15 protein-coding genes are annotated in these 16,987 nt (G+C 54.3%); 11 read left to right on the forward strand and 4 right to left on the reverse strand.

The window, feature by feature from the left end:
• The first annotated feature begins 248 nt into the window (after positions 1 to 248).
• From aspS to ruvB, 6 genes are all read left to right on the forward strand, one after another.
• Positions 249 to 2,021 (forward strand): aspartate--tRNA ligase, encoded by a 1,773-nt coding sequence (gene aspS, locus OGV82_RS14645; protein ID WP_012131992.1) that lies wholly within the window; start codon positions 249 to 251, stop codon positions 2,019 to 2,021.
• Position 2,022: 1 nt separating this feature from the next.
• Positions 2,023 to 2,466 carry a dihydroneopterin triphosphate diphosphatase gene (gene nudB / locus OGV82_RS14650; protein WP_012131993.1) on the forward strand — a complete coding sequence of 148 codons (444 nt, stop codon included), beginning with the start codon at positions 2,023 to 2,025 and terminating at the stop codon, positions 2,464 to 2,466.
• 28 nt (positions 2,467 to 2,494) lie between these two features.
• The gene (locus OGV82_RS14655) at positions 2,495 to 3,235 is read left to right on the forward strand and encodes a YebC/PmpR family DNA-binding transcriptional regulator (RefSeq protein WP_012131994.1); all 741 of its coding nucleotides are present in this window, start codon (positions 2,495 to 2,497) and stop codon (positions 3,233 to 3,235) included.
• Positions 3,236 to 3,272: 37 nt separating this feature from the next.
• Positions 3,273 to 3,794 (forward strand): crossover junction endodeoxyribonuclease RuvC, encoded by a 522-nt coding sequence (gene ruvC, locus OGV82_RS14660; RefSeq protein ID WP_012131995.1) that lies wholly within the window; start codon positions 3,273 to 3,275, stop codon positions 3,792 to 3,794.
• A gap of 80 nt (positions 3,795 to 3,874) precedes the next feature.
• Positions 3,875 to 4,486, forward strand: a complete 612-nt coding sequence (gene ruvA, locus OGV82_RS14665; protein ID WP_012131997.1) for a Holliday junction branch migration protein RuvA — start codon at positions 3,875 to 3,877, stop codon at positions 4,484 to 4,486.
• 8 nt (positions 4,487 to 4,494) lie between these two features.
• Entirely contained in the window at positions 4,495 to 5,505 is a 1,011-nt protein-coding gene (gene ruvB / locus OGV82_RS14670) for a Holliday junction branch migration DNA helicase RuvB (protein WP_012131998.1), read from the forward strand.
• Positions 5,506 to 5,598: 93 nt separating this feature from the next.
• On the opposite strand, the gene znuB is transcribed toward ruvB, so the two are convergent.
• Complete coding sequence (gene znuB / locus OGV82_RS14675) at positions 5,599 to 6,384, reverse strand: zinc ABC transporter permease subunit ZnuB (RefSeq protein WP_012132001.1); 786 nt, start codon at positions 6,382 to 6,384, stop codon at positions 5,599 to 5,601.
• Positions 6,381 to 7,136: a zinc ABC transporter ATP-binding protein ZnuC gene (gene znuC, locus OGV82_RS14680; RefSeq protein ID WP_012132002.1), complete on the reverse strand. Its 756-nt coding sequence runs from the start codon at positions 7,134 to 7,136 to the stop codon at positions 6,381 to 6,383. Before znuC ends, znuB begins: the two co-directional genes overlap by 4 nt.
• A gap of 78 nt (positions 7,137 to 7,214) precedes the next feature.
• On the opposite strand from znuC, the gene znuA reads away from it, so the two are divergent.
• The 3 genes from znuA (at position 7,215) to lpxM (ending at position 10,585) form a co-directional block, all read left to right on the forward strand.
• Positions 7,215 to 8,159, forward strand: coding sequence for a zinc ABC transporter substrate-binding protein ZnuA (znuA, locus tag OGV82_RS14685; RefSeq protein WP_047463184.1), 945 nt, complete (start codon positions 7,215 to 7,217; stop codon positions 8,157 to 8,159).
• A gap of 15 nt (positions 8,160 to 8,174) precedes the next feature.
• Complete coding sequence (gene mepM, locus OGV82_RS14690) at positions 8,175 to 9,494, forward strand: murein DD-endopeptidase MepM (RefSeq protein ID WP_024130255.1); 1,320 nt, start codon at positions 8,175 to 8,177, stop codon at positions 9,492 to 9,494.
• Between the two features lie 119 nt (positions 9,495 to 9,613).
• Positions 9,614 to 10,585, forward strand: coding sequence for a lauroyl-Kdo(2)-lipid IV(A) myristoyltransferase (lpxM, locus tag OGV82_RS14695; RefSeq protein WP_047464025.1), 972 nt, complete (start codon positions 9,614 to 9,616; stop codon positions 10,583 to 10,585).
• An 84-nt stretch (positions 10,586 to 10,669) separates the two neighbouring features.
• On the opposite strand, the gene pyk is transcribed toward lpxM, so the two are convergent.
• Together pyk and hexR are read right to left on the reverse strand one after the other, a co-directional pair.
• Positions 10,670 to 12,112, reverse strand: coding sequence for a pyruvate kinase (pyk, locus tag OGV82_RS14700; RefSeq protein WP_012132007.1), 1,443 nt, complete (start codon positions 12,110 to 12,112; stop codon positions 10,670 to 10,672).
• A 123-nt stretch (positions 12,113 to 12,235) separates the two neighbouring features.
• Positions 12,236 to 13,105: a DNA-binding transcriptional regulator HexR gene (gene hexR / locus OGV82_RS14705; RefSeq protein ID WP_012132008.1), complete on the reverse strand. Its 870-nt coding sequence runs from the start codon at positions 13,103 to 13,105 to the stop codon at positions 12,236 to 12,238.
• Positions 13,106 to 13,462: 357 nt separating this feature from the next.
• Between hexR and zwf the strand changes: the two genes are divergently transcribed.
• Both zwf and edd read left to right on the forward strand, forming a co-directional pair.
• Entirely contained in the window at positions 13,463 to 14,938 is a 1,476-nt protein-coding gene (gene zwf / locus OGV82_RS14710; protein WP_012132010.1) for a glucose-6-phosphate dehydrogenase, read from the forward strand.
• A 233-nt stretch (positions 14,939 to 15,171) separates the two neighbouring features.
• Positions 15,172 to 16,983, forward strand: a complete 1,812-nt coding sequence (gene edd / locus OGV82_RS14715) for a phosphogluconate dehydratase (protein ID WP_101744119.1) — start codon at positions 15,172 to 15,174, stop codon at positions 16,981 to 16,983.
• Positions 16,984 to 16,987: the final 4 nt, after the last annotated feature.

Consider the following 16,987-nt stretch of genomic DNA (forward strand, 5'->3'; position numbering starts at 1 on the left):
AGATGATTCCGCTACACCTTAAGCGCGTTCCCGAAGGAAAGTGACGACAAATATTGTTAATTTTTGTGAGAATACGCAATAACCGCGTAGCAAACACGCGTACAGTCAGTATCGGACTTATCGTGCGGCAGAATTTCCAGTATAATAGCCGCCTTTTTTCATTCAGTTGTGACATTCAGCTAAAGCTGCGACAACGTCGCCTGTAAAGCAGGCAACAATCCGCCAGCGGCTAAGTTAAGGGATATCTCATGCGTACAGAATATTGCGGACAGCTACGTCTGTCCCACGTGGGGCAGCAGGTGACTCTGTGTGGTTGGGTCAACCGTCGTCGTGATCTTGGTAGCCTGATCTTTATCGATATGCGCGACCGCGAAGGTATCGTACAGGTCTTCTTTGATCCGGATCGTGCGGATGCGTTAAAGCTGGCTTCTGAACTGCGTAATGAGTTCTGTATCCAGGTGACCGGCACCGTGCGTGCGCGTGACGAGAAAAACGTCAACGCCGACATGGCGACGGGCGAAATCGAAGTGCTGGCGTCCGATTTGACGATCATCAACCGTGCAGATTCTCTACCGCTTGACTCTAATCACGTCAATACCGAAGAAGCGCGTCTGAAATACCGTTATCTGGATCTGCGTCGCCCGGAAATGGCTCAACGCCTGAAAACCCGTGCCAAAATCACCAGCCTGGTGCGTCGTTTTATGGACGACCACGGCTTCCTCGACATCGAAACCCCGATGTTGACCAAAGCGACGCCGGAAGGCGCGCGTGACTACCTGGTGCCTTCGCGCGTCCATAAAGGTAAATTCTACGCGCTGCCGCAGTCTCCGCAGTTGTTCAAACAGCTGCTGATGATGTCCGGTTTTGACCGCTACTATCAGATCGTAAAATGCTTCCGTGATGAAGATTTACGTGCTGACCGTCAGCCTGAATTTACCCAGATCGACGTCGAGACCTCCTTTATGACTGCGCCGCAGGTGCGTGAAGTGATGGAAGCGCTGGTACGCCATCTGTGGCAGGAAGTGAAAGGCGTGGATCTGGGCGACTTCCCGATCATGACCTTCGCCGAAGCCGAACGCCGTTACGGTTCCGATAAACCGGACCTGCGTAACCCGATGGAGCTGGTGGACGTTGCCGACCTGCTGAAATCTGTAGAGTTCGCCGTCTTTGCCGGCCCGGCTAACGATCCGAAAGGTCGCGTAGCGGCCCTGCGCGTGCCGGGTGGCGCAAGCTTAAGCCGTAAGCAGATCGACGACTACGGCAATTTCATTAAGATCTACGGCGCGAAAGGGCTGGCTTATATTAAAGTCACCGAACGTGCGAAAGGTCTGGAAGGCATCAACAGCCCGGTGGCGAAGTTCCTTAACGCGGAAATCGTGGAAGCGATTCTGGATCGTACCGCTGCGCAAGACGGCGATATGATTTTCTTCGGCGCCGACAACAAGAAAGTGGTTGCCGATGCGCTGGGCGCGCTGCGTCTGAAAGTGGGTAAAGATCTGAACCTGACCGACGAAGCCAAATGGGCGCCGCTGTGGGTTATCGACTTCCCGATGTTTGAAGATGACGGCGAAGGCGGCCTGACGGCGATGCACCATCCGTTCACCTCACCGAAAGACCTGACCGCCGCCGAGCTGAAAGCCGCGCCGGAAAACGCGGTTGCTAACGCCTACGATATGGTGATCAACGGTTATGAAGTTGGTGGTGGTTCCGTGCGTATCCACAGTGGCGACATGCAGCAGACCGTGTTTGGTATTCTGGGCATTAATGAACAGGAACAGCGCGAGAAATTCGGCTTCCTGCTGGATGCGCTGAAATACGGTACGCCGCCGCATGCGGGTCTGGCGTTTGGTCTGGACCGTCTGACTATGCTGCTGACCGGCACCGACAATATCCGTGACGTTATCGCCTTCCCGAAAACGACTGCCGCTGCCTGTCTGATGACCGAAGCGCCAAGTTTCGCGAACCCGGCAGCGCTGGCTGAGCTGGGTATTGATGTCGTTAAGAAGGCCGAGAATAACTGATATGGCATACAAACAGCCTGTCTCGGTGTTAGTCGTGATTTATGCAAAGGACACCGGGAGAGTGCTGATGTTACAGCGACGCGACGATCCTGATTTCTGGCAGTCGGTTACCGGCAGTCTGGAAGAGGGCGAAACCGCGTCGCAAGCCGCTATGCGCGAAGTAAAGGAAGAGGTCACAATAGATGTTGCAGCAGAGCAACTGACCTTAATTGACTGTCAGCGCACGGTGGAATTTGAGATTTTTTCACATTTACGTCATCGCTACGCGCCGGGAATTGAGCGTAATACTGAATCCTGGTTTTGCCTGGCTCTTCCCTCTGAACGAGAGATCGTGTTCACCGAACATCTGACCTATCGTTGGGTTAATGCGGACGAAGCCGCGCAGTTAACCAAGTCGTGGAGTAACCGGCAGGCGATTGAAGAGTTTGTAATTAACGTCGCCTGAGAAGGCGCGCTTTTTGGAGATATTATTTATGGCAGGTCATAGTAAATGGGCCAACACCAGACACCGTAAAGCAGCGCAGGATGCTAAACGCGGTAAAATTTTCACCAAAATCATTCGTGAGCTGGTGACGGCGGCCAAACTGGGCGGCGGCGACCCGGACGCTAACCCGCGTCTGCGTGCGGCAGTCGATAAAGCGCTGTCGAACAACATGACCCGCGATACGCTGAATCGTGCGATTGCGCGCGGCGTCGGCGGCGATGATGATGCGAACATGGAAACCATCATCTATGAAGGTTACGGTCCTGGCGGCACGGCTGTGATGGTTGAGTGCCTGTCTGACAACCGTAACCGTACCGTTGCGGAAGTGCGTCACGCTTTCAGCAAATGCGGCGGCAACCTGGGTACTGACGGTTCAGTGGCTTACCTGTTCAGCAAAAAAGGGGTGATCTCCTTCGAACAGGGTGACGAAGACACCATCATGGAAGCTGCGCTGGAAGCCGGTGCGGAAGACGTTGTGACCTTTGATGACGGTGCGATTGACGTCTACACCGCATGGGAAGAGATGGGCAAAGTGCGCGACGCGCTGGAAGCTGCGGGTCTGAAAGCGGACAACGCTGAAGTGTCCATGATCCCGTCCACCAAAGCGGATATGGATGCGGAAACCGCGCCGAAACTGATGCGTCTGATCGATATGCTGGAAGACTGCGACGACGTGCAGGAAGTTTACCATAACGGTGAGATCTCTGATGAGGTTGCGGCTACGTTATAATGACGTGGTTTAATTCCGTTCTAATCGGAGGCGCGTGATGTCTATTATTCTCGGTATCGACCCGGGTTCACGCGTCACGGGTTATGGCGTGATTCGTCAGGTGGGCAGGCAACTGACTTACCTGGGCAGCGGATGTATCCGCACGAAAGTGGATGATTTACCGTCTCGTCTGAAGCTGATTTATGCGGGCGTGACGGAAATCATCACCCAGTTCCAGCCGGACTATTTCGCGATTGAACAGGTGTTTATGGCGAAGAACGCGGACTCCGCGCTTAAGCTGGGTCAGGCGCGCGGCGTGGCGATTGTCGCGGCGGTAAACCAGGATCTTCCGGTGTTTGAGTATGCCGCCCGTCAGGTGAAGCAAACCGTTGTCGGGATCGGCAGCGCCGAGAAAAGCCAGGTACAGCACATGGTGCGCACGTTGCTGAAACTCCCGGCAAATCCCCAGGCGGATGCGGCGGATGCGCTGGCTATCGCCATCACCCACTGCCACGTTAGCCAGAACGCGATGCAAATGAGTGACTCGCGGCTCAATCTGGCGCGTGGGCGGCTACGATAATGACAAATGAGGCTGGATATCTATCCAGCCTTTTTTTATGATACCACTTTACTTTTTCGGCCCCAACGCAGGAGCGCAATGTGATAGGCAGACTCAGAGGCATTATTCTGGAAAAACAACCCCCGCTGGTATTACTTGAGGTGGGCGGCGTAGGCTATGAAGTCCATATGCCGATGACCTGTTTTTATGAGCTCCCGGAATCTGGAAAAGAAGCGACCGTATTCACCCATTTTGTGGTGCGTGAAGATGCGCAATTGCTGTACGGGTTTAACAATAAACAGGAGCGAACCCTGTTTAAAGAACTGATCAAAACGAACGGCGTCGGGCCGAAACTCGCGCTGGCGATCCTCTCCGGGATGTCTGCTCAGCAGTTTGTGAATGCCGTTGAGCGCGAGGAGCCCGCCGCGTTGGTGAAACTGCCGGGTATTGGTAAAAAAACCGCAGAACGCCTGATCGTTGAAATGAAAGATCGCTTCAAAGGCCTGCACGGTGACCTCTTTACGCCGGCCGCCGACCTGGTGCTGACCTCTCCGGCAAGTCCGGCAACGGATGATGCGGAGCAAGAAGCGGTTGCTGCGCTGGTGGCGCTGGGCTATAAACCACAGGAAGCCAGCCGCATGGTGAGCAAAATTGCCCGCCCTGACGCCAGCAGTGAAACATTGATTCGCGAAGCACTCCGCGCCGCGTTATGAGGTAAAGGATGATAGAAGCAGATCGCCTGATTTCAGCAGGTGGAACCCAGGTGGAAGAGGTTGCCGATCGCGCCATTCGCCCGAAGTTGCTGGAAGAGTACATTGGTCAGCCTCAGGTGCGTTCGCAAATGGAGATCTTTATCCAGGCGGCAAAGCTGCGCGGCGACGCGCTCGATCACCTGCTGATCTTTGGCCCGCCGGGGCTGGGGAAAACGACGCTGGCTAACATTGTCGCCAATGAAATGGGCGTGAACCTGCGCACCACGTCTGGCCCGGTGCTGGAAAAGGCGGGCGATCTGGCGGCGATGCTGACCAACCTTGAACCTCATGATGTGCTGTTTATCGATGAGATCCACCGTTTATCACCGGTGGTGGAAGAGGTGTTGTATCCGGCGATGGAAGATTATCAGCTGGACATCATGATTGGCGAAGGGCCTGCTGCGCGTTCGATAAAAATCGATCTGCCGCCTTTTACGCTGATTGGCGCCACCACGCGAGCCGGGTCATTGACGTCGCCGCTGCGTGACCGTTTCGGTATTGTTCAGCGGCTGGAGTTTTATCAGGTGCCTGACCTGCAACACATCGTCGGGCGCAGCGCGCGGTTTATGGGGCTGGAAATGAGCGATGAAGGTGCGCTGGAGGTTGCCCGCCGCGCTCGCGGTACGCCGCGTATCGCCAACCGCCTGTTGCGTCGCGTACGTGATTTTGCCGAAGTGAAACATAACGGCGCCATCTCTGCGGATATCGCCGCTCAGGCGCTGGATATGCTGAATGTCGATGCGGAAGGGTTTGACTATATGGACCGCAAGCTGCTGCTGGCCGTAATTGATAAATTCTTTGGCGGCCCCGTCGGTCTCGATAACCTGGCCGCAGCCATTGGTGAAGAGCGTGAAACGATTGAGGACGTACTGGAACCGTATTTGATTCAGCAGGGCTTTTTGCAACGAACCCCGCGCGGGCGAATGGCGACGGTGCGGGCGTGGAATCATTTTGGAATAACGCCGCCGGAAATGCCTTAACTTATGTGAGTTAGGCCGGATGGCGGCTGCGCCTTATCCGGCCTGCCTGTGAACGTGGGCCCGGTAAGCGGAGCGCCACCGGGAAACACACGCTTAGCTCGCCTGCTTTTTCATCATGCTGAAGATAAACAGCAGCGCGGCACACAGCACCACTGACGGGCCTGCCGGTGTGTCGTAAAACGCAGAAAATGTCAGACCGCCTGTAACCGCTATCATACCCATTCCTACTGCGACACCCGCCATCTGCTCCGGGGTGCGGGCAAAGCGACGCGCCGTGGCGGCAGGAATAATCAGCAATGAGGTGATGATCAACGCGCCAACGAACTTCATCGCCACGCCGATAGTCAATGCGGTGACCAGCATCAGCAGGAGCTTAACGCGCTGTAACTTCACGCCATCGACAAAAGCCAGATCCGGGCTAATGGTCATCGACAGCAGATTACGCCACTGCCAGAAGAGGATCGCCAGCACGATAACCACGCCGATGGCGATGAAAATCAGGTCTTCCGGCGTCACGGCCAGCAGGTCGCCAAACAGATAAGCCATCAAGTCCACGCGAATGTTGGACATCAGGCTGACGACCACAAGACCTAACGACAGGGCACTGTGCGCCATAATGCCGAGAAGCGTGTCGATAGCGAGGTGAGGGCGTTTCTCCAGCCACACCAGACCGGCTGCCAGCATCAGCGTAACGGCAATCACCGCATAGAACGGGTTGATGTCCAGCAGTAACCCAAAAGCGACTCCCAGCAGCGAGGCGTGCGCCAGCGTATCGCCAAAATAGGACATTCGACGCCAGACCACGAACGAGCCCAGCGGGCCAGCGGCGCAGGCCAGCATGATCCCGGCTAACCAGCCAGGCAATAACAGTTCAATCATGAGTGACCATTTCCCCGGCGCAGTACGATACGGCCTTGTAAATCGTGGCGATGATTATGATGATGACGGTAAATCCCCAACTGTTCTGCGCCGCGCGGCCCGAACATAGAGATGAATTCAGGATGCATGGAAACGATTTCAGGGGTGCCGGAGCAACAGATATGGTGATTCAGACACAGCACCTCATCCGTTTTCGCCATCACCAGATGCAGGTCGTGCGAGACCATCAGCACCGCGCAATCCAGCTCGCGCCGCAACTGGTCAATGAGATCGTACAGGGCGACCTGACCATTGACATCCACGCCCTGAGTCGGCTCATCCAGCACCAGCAGCTGTGGTTGATTCAGCAGCGCGCGGGCTAACAAAACGCGCTGGGTTTCACCGCCGGACAGCTTTTGCATGGGGGCGTCAATGAGGTGTCCGGCCTGAACGCGTTTCAGGGCCGGAAGAATGTCGGTTTTTTGCGTACCGGGGCGTAAGCGTAAAAAGCGGCTTACCGTCAGCGGCAGCGTGGTGTCGAGATACAGTTTTTGCGGGACGTAGCCAATACGCAACTGCCCGTTGCGCTTGATCAGCCCTTCATCAGGCGCTACCAGCCCTAATACTACGCGTACCAGCGTAGACTTCCCGGCACCGTTTGGGCCGAGAAGCGTCAAAATTTTTCCTGGTCTGAGTTCAAGCGACACGTCAGAAAGGACGCGGCGTTGACCGAAAGAGACCGAAACATTTTCCAGTGAAACCAAAGTCGTCATGTCAATTTTAGGCTTGCAGAAGTCATAGAATGTTATAATATCACATTTCTCACATTCATTACGATGATTAGTCGCATTATGTTACATAAAAATACGCTTCTTTTCGCAGCATTATCCGCTGCGCTGTGGGGTGGTGCAACACAAGCCGCAAATGCCGCCGTTGTAGCCTCTCTCAAGCCCTTAGGTTTCATCGCTTCCGCCATTGCCGATGGCGTCACGGACACCCAGGTTTTATTGCCGGATGGGGCGTCTGAGCATGATTATTCACTGCGTCCGTCTGACGTAAAACGCTTACAGGGCGCGGACTTAGTTGTCTGGATCGGCCCTGAGATGGAAGCGTTCATGGAAAAGTCAGTAAAGAACATTCCTGACGGAAAACAGGTAACGATTGCGCAGCTCGCCGACGTGAAACCGTTACTCATGAAAGGCGCTGACGACGACGACGACGATCACGATCACGGGCATGCGCACGGTGAAAAAGGTGACGCACATCACCATCATGGTGATTACAACATGCATCTTTGGCTTTCCCCAGAGATAGCGCGGGCTTCAGCGGTTGCAATCCATGAAAAATTAGTGGAACTTATGCCGCAAAGTCGAGCCAAACTTGACGCCAACCTGAAGGATTTTGAGGCACAATTAGCCGCAACCGATAAGCAGGTAGGTAACGAGCTCGCACCGCTCAAGGGGAAAGGGTACTTCGTTTTTCATGACGCCTACGGCTACTACGAAAAACATTATGGGCTAACTCCGCTTGGTCACTTTACCGTGAACCCTGAGATTCAACCTGGTGCGCAGCGTTTACATGAAATAAGAACACAGTTGGTTGAGCAAAAAGCAACCTGCGTTTTTGCTGAGCCACAGTTCAGGCCAGCGGTCGTTGAAGCCGTTGCGAGAGGGACATCCGTTCGAATGGGAACGTTGGATCCCCTCGGAACGAACATTAAACTGGGTAAAACAAGCTATTCAGCGTTTCTGAATCAATTAGCCAACCAGTATGCGAGCTGCCTGAAAGGAGATTAATGAGGAAGTGAATACGTGCAACAGATAGCCCGCTCTGTCGCCCTGGCATTTAATAATCTGCCCCGACCCCACCGCGTTATGCTGGGGTCGCTTACTGTTCTGACACTGGCCGTCGCGGTATGGCGGCCTTACGTTTACCACCCTGACTCTGCGCCCATCGTCAAAACCATCGAACTGGAAAAGAGTGAAATTCGTTCGCTGCTGCCTGAGGCCAGCGAACCGATTGATCAGGCGGCGCAGGAAGATGAAGCGATCCCACAGGATGAGCTGGACGACAAAACGTCTGGCGAAGTGGGCGTGCATGAATATGTTGTCTCCACCGGCGATACGCTGAGCAGCATTTTGAATCAGTATGGCATTGATATGGGCGATATCAGCCGACTGGCCGCTGCGGATAAGGAACTCCGTAATCTGAAAATCGGCCAGCAGATCTCCTGGACGTTGACGCCGGATGGCGATTTGCAACGCCTGACCTGGGAAGTCTCACGCCGCGAAACGCGTACCTACGATCGTAGCGGAACGGGTTTCAAAATGAGCAGCGAAATGCAGCAGGGCGACTGGGTCAATAGCCTGATGAAAGGCACGGTTGGCGGAAGCTTTGTCGCCAGTGCGAAAGACGCCGGTTTGACCAGCGCAGAAGTCAGCGCCGTCATTAAAGCGATGCAGTGGCAGATGGACTTCCGTAAGCTGAAAAAAGGCGATGAGTTCTCTGTGTTGATGTCGCGTGAAATGCTGGATGGCAAGCGTGAACAGAGCCAGCTTCTGGGCGTGCGTCTGCGTTCAGATGGAAAAGATTATTACGCGATTCGCGCGGAGGACGGTAAGTTCTATGACCGAAACGGCACAGGGCTTGCGAAAGGATTCCTGCGCTTCCCGACGGCGAAGCAGTTCCGCATTTCGTCAAACTTTAATCCGCGTCGTCTGAACCCGGTGACCGGTCGCGTTGCGCCGCATAAAGGCGTCGATTTTGCGATGCCGCAAGGTACGCCCGTGCTGTCGGTTGGTGACGGCGAGGTCGTGGTAGCGAAACGCAGCGGCGCGGCAGGTTATTATGTCGCTATCCGTCACGGCCGTACTTACACCACGCGTTATATGCACCTGCGTAAGCTGCTGGTGAAACCTGGGCAGAAAGTGAAACGTGGCGATCGTATCGCGCTGTCAGGCAATACCGGGCGCTCTACCGGGCCGCATCTGCACTATGAAGTCTGGATTAACCAGCAGGCTGTTAACCCGCTGACGGCAAAACTGCCGCGTACCGAAGGGCTGACAGGTTCTGACCGCCGTGCTTATCTGGCGCAGGTTAAAGAAGTCCTGCCGCAGTTGCGCTTCGATTAATAAATACGCTTATGGAGCCGGTACGCGATGCGTACCGGCTTTTTTATTTTGTGTGGCGCACAGCGCGCCGCTACACTATCAACAGATTTACTTTTCGTGGCATCAAACACTGGAAAAGCATGGAAACGAAAAAAAATAACGTTGAGTACATCCCTGAGTTTGAGAAATCTTTTCGTCATCCACGCTATTGGGGTGCCTGGCTGGGCGTGGCTGCAATGGCGGGTATTGCATTAACGCCCGCGTCGTTTCGCGATCCTTTACTGGCGAAGCTGGGACGTTTTGCCGGACGTCTGGGGAAAAGCGCCCGGCGTCGCGCGCTGATCAACTTATCTCTGTGTTTTCCTGAGTACAGCGAAGCAGAGCGTGAAGCTATCGTCGACAGAATGTTTGCGACCGCGCCACAGGCGATGACCATGATGGCCGAACTGGCGATTCGTGGGCCTGAAAAACTGCAAAAGCGCATCGACTGGCAGGGGCTGGAGATCATTGATGAGCTGCGGCGGAATAATGAAAAGGTGATCTTTCTGGTGCCGCACGGGTGGGGCGTGGATATTCCCGCGATGCTGATGGCGTCCCAGGGGCAGAAAATGGCGGCGATGTTCCATAACCAGGGCAACCCGGTATTTGACTATGTCTGGAACACGGTTCGTCGTCGTTTTGGCGGTCGTCTGCATGCGCGCAATGATGGCATCAAGCCGTTTATCCAGTCTGTCCGTCAGGGCTACTGGGGATACTATCTGCCGGATCAGGATCATGGCCCGGAACACAGTGAGTTTGTTGATTTCTTTGCAACCTACAAAGCGACGCTGCCAGCCATTGGCCGGTTAATGAAGGTGTGTCGTGCTCGCGTGGTGCCGCTTTTCCCGGTTTATGATGGTAAAACGCACCGTCTGACCATCCTGGTGCGACCGCCGATGGACGATCTTCTGACTGCGGATGACCACACTATCGCCAGACGGATGAACGAAGAGGTGGAAATTTTTGTCAGACCGCATCCTGAGCAATATACCTGGATTCTGAAACTGCTCAAAACCCGCAAACCGGGTGAAATTCAGCCGTATAAGCGCAAAGAGTGGTATCCCATCAAATAAAAAAAGCCTCTCGTCAGAGAGGCTTTTTTGTTACCCGGCCTGTAAGCCTGATAAGCGAAGCGCCATCAGGCTTATCACCAACGATTACTCGACGGTCAGGATACGCGTGGTATTGGTGGAGCCGATGGTGCTCATCACGTCGCCCTGGGTCACGATAACCAGATCGCCCGAAACCAGATAGCCTTTATCGCGCAGCAGGTTAACCGCTTCGCTTGCCGCGACAACGCCGTCTGCCGCGCTGTCAAAGTGAACCGGCGTAACGCCACGGTAAAGAGAAGTCAGGTTCAGCGTGCGTTCATGGCGGGACATGGCGAAAATCGGCAGGCCAGAACTGATACGCGAAGTCATCAGCGCCGTACGACCGGATTCGGTCATGGAGATAATCGCCGTTACCCCTTTCAGGTGGTTCGCCGCATACATGGCGGACATTGCGATCGCTTCTTCAACGTTGTCGAACTGGACATCCAGGCGGTGTTTAGAGACATTGATGCTCGGGATCTTTTCTGCGCCCAGGCAAACGCGCGCCATCGCCGCAACGGTTTCTGCCGGGTATTGTCCTGCCGCCGTTTCTGCCGACAGCATGACGGCGTCGGTGCCGTCCAGCACGGCGTTCGCCACGTCCATCACTTCCGCGCGGGTTGGCATTGGGTTGGTGATCATCGATTCCATCATCTGCGTAGCGGTAATCACCGCACGATTCAACTGACGAGCGCGGCGAATCAGCGCTTTTTGAATCCCGACCAGTTCAGGATCGCCAATCTCAACGCCGAGGTCGCCACGCGCAACCATCACCACGTCTGATGCAAGAATAATGTCGTCCATTGCGTTCTGGTCGCAGACGGCTTCCGCGCGTTCTACTTTCGCGACGATTTTGGCATCGCAACCTGCATCGCGCGCCAGGCGACGCGCATAATTCAGATCTTCGCCGCAGCGCGGGAAGGAGACCGCCAGATAATCCACGCCGATCTGCGCTGCGGTAACGATATCCGCTTTATCTTTCTCGGTCAGCGCTTCGGCGGAGAGACCGCCGCCCAGCTTGTTGATCCCTTTATTGTTAGAGAGCGGGCCGCCGACGGTCACTTCGGTGAAGACTTTCATGCCCTGAACTTCCAGCACTTTTAGCTGTACGCGACCATCATCAAGCAGCAGGATGTCGCCAGGCACGACGTCAGCAGGCAGGCCTTTATAATCAATACCGACTTTATCTTTGTCGCCTTCGCCTTTGCCCAGGTTGGCATCAAGAAGGAATTTATCGCCGATATTGAGGAAAACTTTGCCTTCTTTAAAGGTGGATACACGAATTTTTGGCCCCTGGAGGTCACCCAGAATCGCCACATGACGCCCCAGTTTGGCGGCAATCTCACGAACTTTATCCGCGCGCACTTTGTGATCTTCCGGCGTGCCGTGAGAGAAGTTCATACGTACGACGTTCGCGCCAGCAGCGATAATCTTTTCAAGGTTGTTATCGCGGTCAGTTGCCGGGCCTAACGTGGTAACGATTTTGGTTCTGCGAAGCCTTCTGGACATGTAATACTCCGTTGACTGAAACAACTTGGTGTTGCGTGAACATTGATCCGGTCGTTCTGAGACCTTAACGGTTAAAAATGAACGTATCCGAATGACGAAAAGGATAGAACATTGTTATTGCTTTTAGCTGTCATTACTCTTGATGAGTAATTCTTTATCAAAACGCGATTCCTTGAGCGCTTCCTTGACACGCTTCAAGTTATCTCTGAATTTTGCCCCACGACGCAAAGTAAATCCTGTTGCCAGCACATCTATCACGGTCAGTTGAGCAAGTCGAGAGATCATGGGCATATAAATGTCAGTATCTTCCGGCACATCAAGGGTAATTGCCAGCGTTGCTTCTCGTGCCAGCGGCGTTCCGGCAGAGGTTAGCGCAATCACCATCGCATCGTTTTCGCGCGCCAGCTGCGCCAGTTCCACCAGACTTTTGGTTCGGCCGGTGTGGGAAATGAGCACGACCACGTCATCATCGCTACAATTCATACAGCTCATACGTTGCAGGACAATGTCGTCGGAGTAGATCACCGGCACGTTGAAGCGAAAAAACTTGTTCATGGCGTCGTGCGCCACGGCCGCAGAGGAACCCAGGCCAAAAAAGGCGATTTTCTTCGCCTGGGTGAGCAAATCGACGGCACGGTTTATCGCAGATTTATCCAGCGACTGGCGAACGTGGTCCAGACTGGCCATCGCAGACTCGAAGATTTTCCCCGTATAGGACTCAACGCTGTCATCTTCATCCACATTGCGATTAACATAAGGGGTACCATTCGCCAGACTTTGTGCCAGATGCAGTTTAAAATCAGGGAAGCCGCGCGTATCCATGCTGCGGCAAAAACGGTTCACGGTAGGCTCACTGACGTTCGCTTCCTGGGCCAGCGTAGCAATACTTGAATGAATCGCGCGGTCGGGGGAGGCAACGATAACATCGGCTACTTTACGTTCTGACTTGCTCAAATGTTCCAGTTGAGACTGGATTTTTTCTAGCATATTCATGATGTAGAAAAGCTCACAGTTAATAACGATTTCAATGATGTGGGAAATCGAGATGCGATTTTGTTAGATATTACCCCTGAGCATCCGGGAAGGGGGCAAAATGGATAGAATAGTTGTTGTTTTTTTTCATTACATGATCGGTGTCTGATTTTAGCTGTCTGTTACATGTACGAAAACGACAATTTTTTTATCTGTTTTACGGCTATTTACCGCGGGAAAACCGAAGATCGCCCGAATCGCACGGGTGGATAAGCGTTTACAGTTTCGGGATTCACGTAAAAGCAGTACAGTGCATTGTAATAAAATTACAACTATACCCTGGCAAAAGCACCGGGATATTTAACTGAGGAGAATGACATGGCGGTAACGCAAACAGCCCAGGCATGTGACCTGGTCATTTTCGGCGCGAAAGGCGACCTGGCGCGCCGAAAATTGCTGCCTTCCCTGTATCAACTGGAGAAAGCCGGTCAGATTAACCCGGATACCCGTATTATCGGGGTGGGGCGCGCGGACTGGGACAAAGATGCCTATACCAAAGTGGTTCGCGAAGCGCTCGAAACCTTCATGAAAGAAAAGATTGATGAAGGCTTGTGGGATACCCTGAGTGGCCGTCTGGATTTTTGCAATCTGGACGTTAACGACACTGAGGCGTTCGGTCGCCTGGGGGCCATGCTGGATCAAAAATCGCGCACCACCATTAACTATTTTGCGATGCCGCCGAGCACCTTTGGCGCCATCTGTAAAGGTCTGGGTGAAGCGAAGCTGAACGCTAAACCGGCTCGCGTGGTAATGGAAAAACCGCTGGGCACCTCGCTGGCGACCTCGCGTGAAATCAACGATCAGGTAGGCGAGTACTTTGAAGAGTGCCAGGTTTACCGTATCGACCACTATCTGGGCAAAGAGACCGTTCTTAACCTGCTGGCGCTGCGTTTTGCCAACTCGCTGTTCGTGAATAACTGGGACAACCGCACGATTGATCATGTGGAAATTACCGTTGCGGAAGAGGTGGGTATTGAAGGTCGCTGGGGCTACTTCGACCAGGCGGGCCAGATGCGCGACATGATCCAGAACCACCTGCTGCAAATTCTGTGCATGATTGCGATGTCGCCGCCGTCCGATCTGACGGCCGACAGCATTCGCGATGAGAAAGTGAAAGTGCTGAAGTCGCTGCGCCGCATCGATCGCTCGAACGTGCGCGAGAAAACGGTTCGCGGGCAATACACCACCGGTTTTGCTCAGGGCAAAAAAGTGCCGGGCTACCTCGAAGAAGAGGGAGCGAACAAGAGCAGCAACACCGAGACCTTTGTGGCGATTCGCGTGGACATCGACAACTGGCGCTGGGCGGGCGTACCGTTCTACCTGCGCACCGGTAAACGTCTGCCGACCAAATGCTCTGAGGTTGTCGTCTACTTCAAGACGCCTGAGCTGAACCTGTTCAAAGAATCCTGGCAGGATCTGCCGCAGAACAAGCTGACCATCCGTCTGCAACCTGATGAAGGTGTGGATATCCAGGTGCTTAACAAAGTGCCGGGTCTGGACCACAAGCATAATTTGCAGATCACCAAACTGGATCTGAGCTATTCCGAAACCTTCAATCAAACGCATCTGGCGGATGCTTACGAGCGTCTGTTGCTGGAAACCATGCGCGGTATTCAGGCGCTGTTCGTGCGTCGTGATGAAGTTGAAGAGGCCTGGAAGTGGGTGGACTCCATCACTGAAGCCTGGGAAATGGATAATGATGCGCCAAAACCGTATCAGGCGGGGACCTGGGGGCCGGTCGCTTCGGTGGCGATGATCACCCGTGATGGCCGTTCCTGGAATGAGTTTGAGTAAAATTCCATCTAGCCCATAAGTGCTATTTTACCGGTAACATGATCTAACACAGATTGTAGAACAATTTTTGCACTTTTAAGCCTCGCGTGGATTCACCCGCGGGGCTTTTTTTATTACACTGCCGGAAGTGATTTTGCCCCAGTGCGCCATATAACAAGCGATTCAGCAATATTTAACCTTACTGAAACTCTTTGTTAATCGGCGGCACAGACAAATAAATTTCAGGAGACTCTATGAATCCAGATTTGTTACGCGTAACAAAGCGCATTGTCGAACGCTCGCGTGAGACACGTTCTGCCTACCTCGCCCGTATTGAACAAGCGAGAACATCCACTGTTCATCGCTCGCAACTGGCATGCGGTAACCTGGCGCACGGCTTTGCCGCCTGCCAGCCTGACGACAAAGCGTCACTGAAGAGCATGTTGCGTAACAATATCGGGATCATCACCTCTTACAACGACATGCTTTCCGCTCATCAGCCGTATGAGCACTATCCAGAGATCATCCGCAAAGCGCTGCATTCTGCGAATGCGGTAGGCCAGGTCGCCGGCGGCGTTCCTGCGATGTGTGATGGCGTGACGCAGGGGCAGGACGGTATGGAGCTTTCTCTGCTGAGCCGCGAAGTGATCGCAATGTCGGCGGCGGTGGGACTGTCTCACAATATGTTTGATGGCGCGCTGTTCCTTGGCGTGTGTGACAAAATCGTCCCCGGTCTGGCGATGGCGGCGCTGTCATTTGGCCACCTGCCGTCTGTTTTCGTGCCTTCCGGCCCGATGGCAAGCGGTCTGCCTAATAAAGAAAAAGTGCGTATCCGCCAGTTATATGCGGAAGGGAAGGTCGATCGCATGGCGCTGCTGGAATCTGAGGCGGCCTCTTACCACGCGCCAGGCACCTGTACGTTCTACGGCACCGCCAACACCAACCAGATGGTGGTGGAGTTCATGGGGATGCAGTTGCCCGGCTCATCCTTTGTTCACCCGGACGCGCCGTTGCGTGAAGCGCTGACCGCTGCCGCCGCGCGCCAGGTGACGCGCCTGACCGGTAACGGCAACGAATGGATGCCGATCGGTAAGATGATTGATGAAAAAGTGGTCGTGAACGGCATTGTGGCGCTGCTGGCAACCGGCGGTTCAACCAACCACACCATGCACCTCGTCGCGATGGCGCGGGCGGCAGGCATCCTGATTAACTGGGATGACTTCTCCGATCTGTCGGAAATCGTACCGTTGATGGCGCGTCTGTATCCGAATGGCCCGGCAGATATTAACCACTTCCAGGCGGCAGGCGGCGTACCGGCACTGATGCGTGAACTGCTGAATGCGGGACTGCTGCATGAAGATGTGAATACCGTGGCGGGTTTTGGTCTGTCTCGCTATACCTTCGAACCGTGGTTGAACAACGGCGAGCTGGACTGGCGCGAAGGGGTGGCGAAATCCCTGGACAGCAGTGTGATTGCCACCTTTGATAAGCCGTTCTCCCACCACGGCGGAACGAAAGTGCTGAGCGGCAACCTTGGCCGCGCGGTCATGAAAACGTCTGCGGTGCCGGTTGAAAATCAAATTATTGAAGCGCCAGCGGTTGTTTTTGAAAGTCAGCATGATGTTTTACCGGCTTTTGAAGCGGGTCTGCTTGACCGCGATTGCGTGGTGGTTGTGCGCCATCAGGGACCAAAAGCGAACGGAATGCCAGAATTACATAAACTCATGCCGCCACTTGGTGTATTATTGGACCGTTGTTTCAAAATTGCGTTAGTTACCGATGGACGGCTTTCCGGTGCTTCAGGTAAAGTGCCTTCAGCAATCCATGTAACCCCGGAAGCCTATGATGGCGGGCTACTGGCGAAAGTACGCGATGGCGACATTATTCGTGTGAATGGACAGACAGGCGAACTGACGCTGCTGGTTGATGATGCGGAACTTGCCGCTCGCCAGCCTCACATTCCTGACCTGAGCGCATCGCGCATCGGTACAGGCCGTGAGATGTTCAGCGCGTTGCGTGAAAAACTGTCCGGCGCCGAGCAGGGCGCAACCTGTATGACGTTTTAAGACG

Origin of the sequence: Citrobacter sp. CK191 (assembly GCF_030333435.1) — a bacterium.
Taxonomy (GTDB): Bacteria; Pseudomonadota; Gammaproteobacteria; order Enterobacterales; family Enterobacteriaceae; genus Citrobacter_B; species Citrobacter_B koseri.

What these genes read in the sequence shown, in the direction of transcription:
- aspS (WP_012131992.1), top strand. Translation starts at nt 249, where the DNA reads ATGCGTACAGAATATTGCGGACAGCTACGTCTGTCCCACGTGGGGCAG.
- nudB (WP_012131993.1), top strand. Translation starts at nt 2,023, where the DNA reads ATGGCATACAAACAGCCTGTCTCGGTGTTAGTCGTGATTTATGCAAAG.
- OGV82_RS14655 (WP_012131994.1), top strand. Translation starts at nt 2,495, where the DNA reads ATGGCAGGTCATAGTAAATGGGCCAACACCAGACACCGTAAAGCAGCG.
- ruvC (WP_012131995.1), top strand. Translation starts at nt 3,273, where the DNA reads ATGTCTATTATTCTCGGTATCGACCCGGGTTCACGCGTCACGGGTTAT.
- ruvB (WP_012131998.1), top strand. Translation starts at nt 4,495, where the DNA reads ATGATAGAAGCAGATCGCCTGATTTCAGCAGGTGGAACCCAGGTGGAA.
- znuB (WP_012132001.1), bottom strand. Translation starts at nt 6,384, where the DNA reads ATGATTGAACTGTTATTGCCTGGCTGGTTAGCCGGGATCATGCTGGCC.
- znuC (WP_012132002.1), bottom strand. Translation starts at nt 7,136, where the DNA reads ATGACGACTTTGGTTTCACTGGAAAATGTTTCGGTCTCTTTCGGTCAA.
- znuA (WP_047463184.1), top strand. Translation starts at nt 7,215, where the DNA reads ATGTTACATAAAAATACGCTTCTTTTCGCAGCATTATCCGCTGCGCTG.
- lpxM (WP_047464025.1), top strand. Translation starts at nt 9,614, where the DNA reads ATGGAAACGAAAAAAAATAACGTTGAGTACATCCCTGAGTTTGAGAAA.
- pyk (WP_012132007.1), bottom strand. Translation starts at nt 12,112, where the DNA reads ATGTCCAGAAGGCTTCGCAGAACCAAAATCGTTACCACGTTAGGCCCG.
- hexR (WP_012132008.1), bottom strand. Translation starts at nt 13,105, where the DNA reads ATGAATATGCTAGAAAAAATCCAGTCTCAACTGGAACATTTGAGCAAG.
- zwf (WP_012132010.1), top strand. Translation starts at nt 13,463, where the DNA reads ATGGCGGTAACGCAAACAGCCCAGGCATGTGACCTGGTCATTTTCGGC.
- edd (WP_101744119.1), top strand. Translation starts at nt 15,172, where the DNA reads ATGAATCCAGATTTGTTACGCGTAACAAAGCGCATTGTCGAACGCTCG.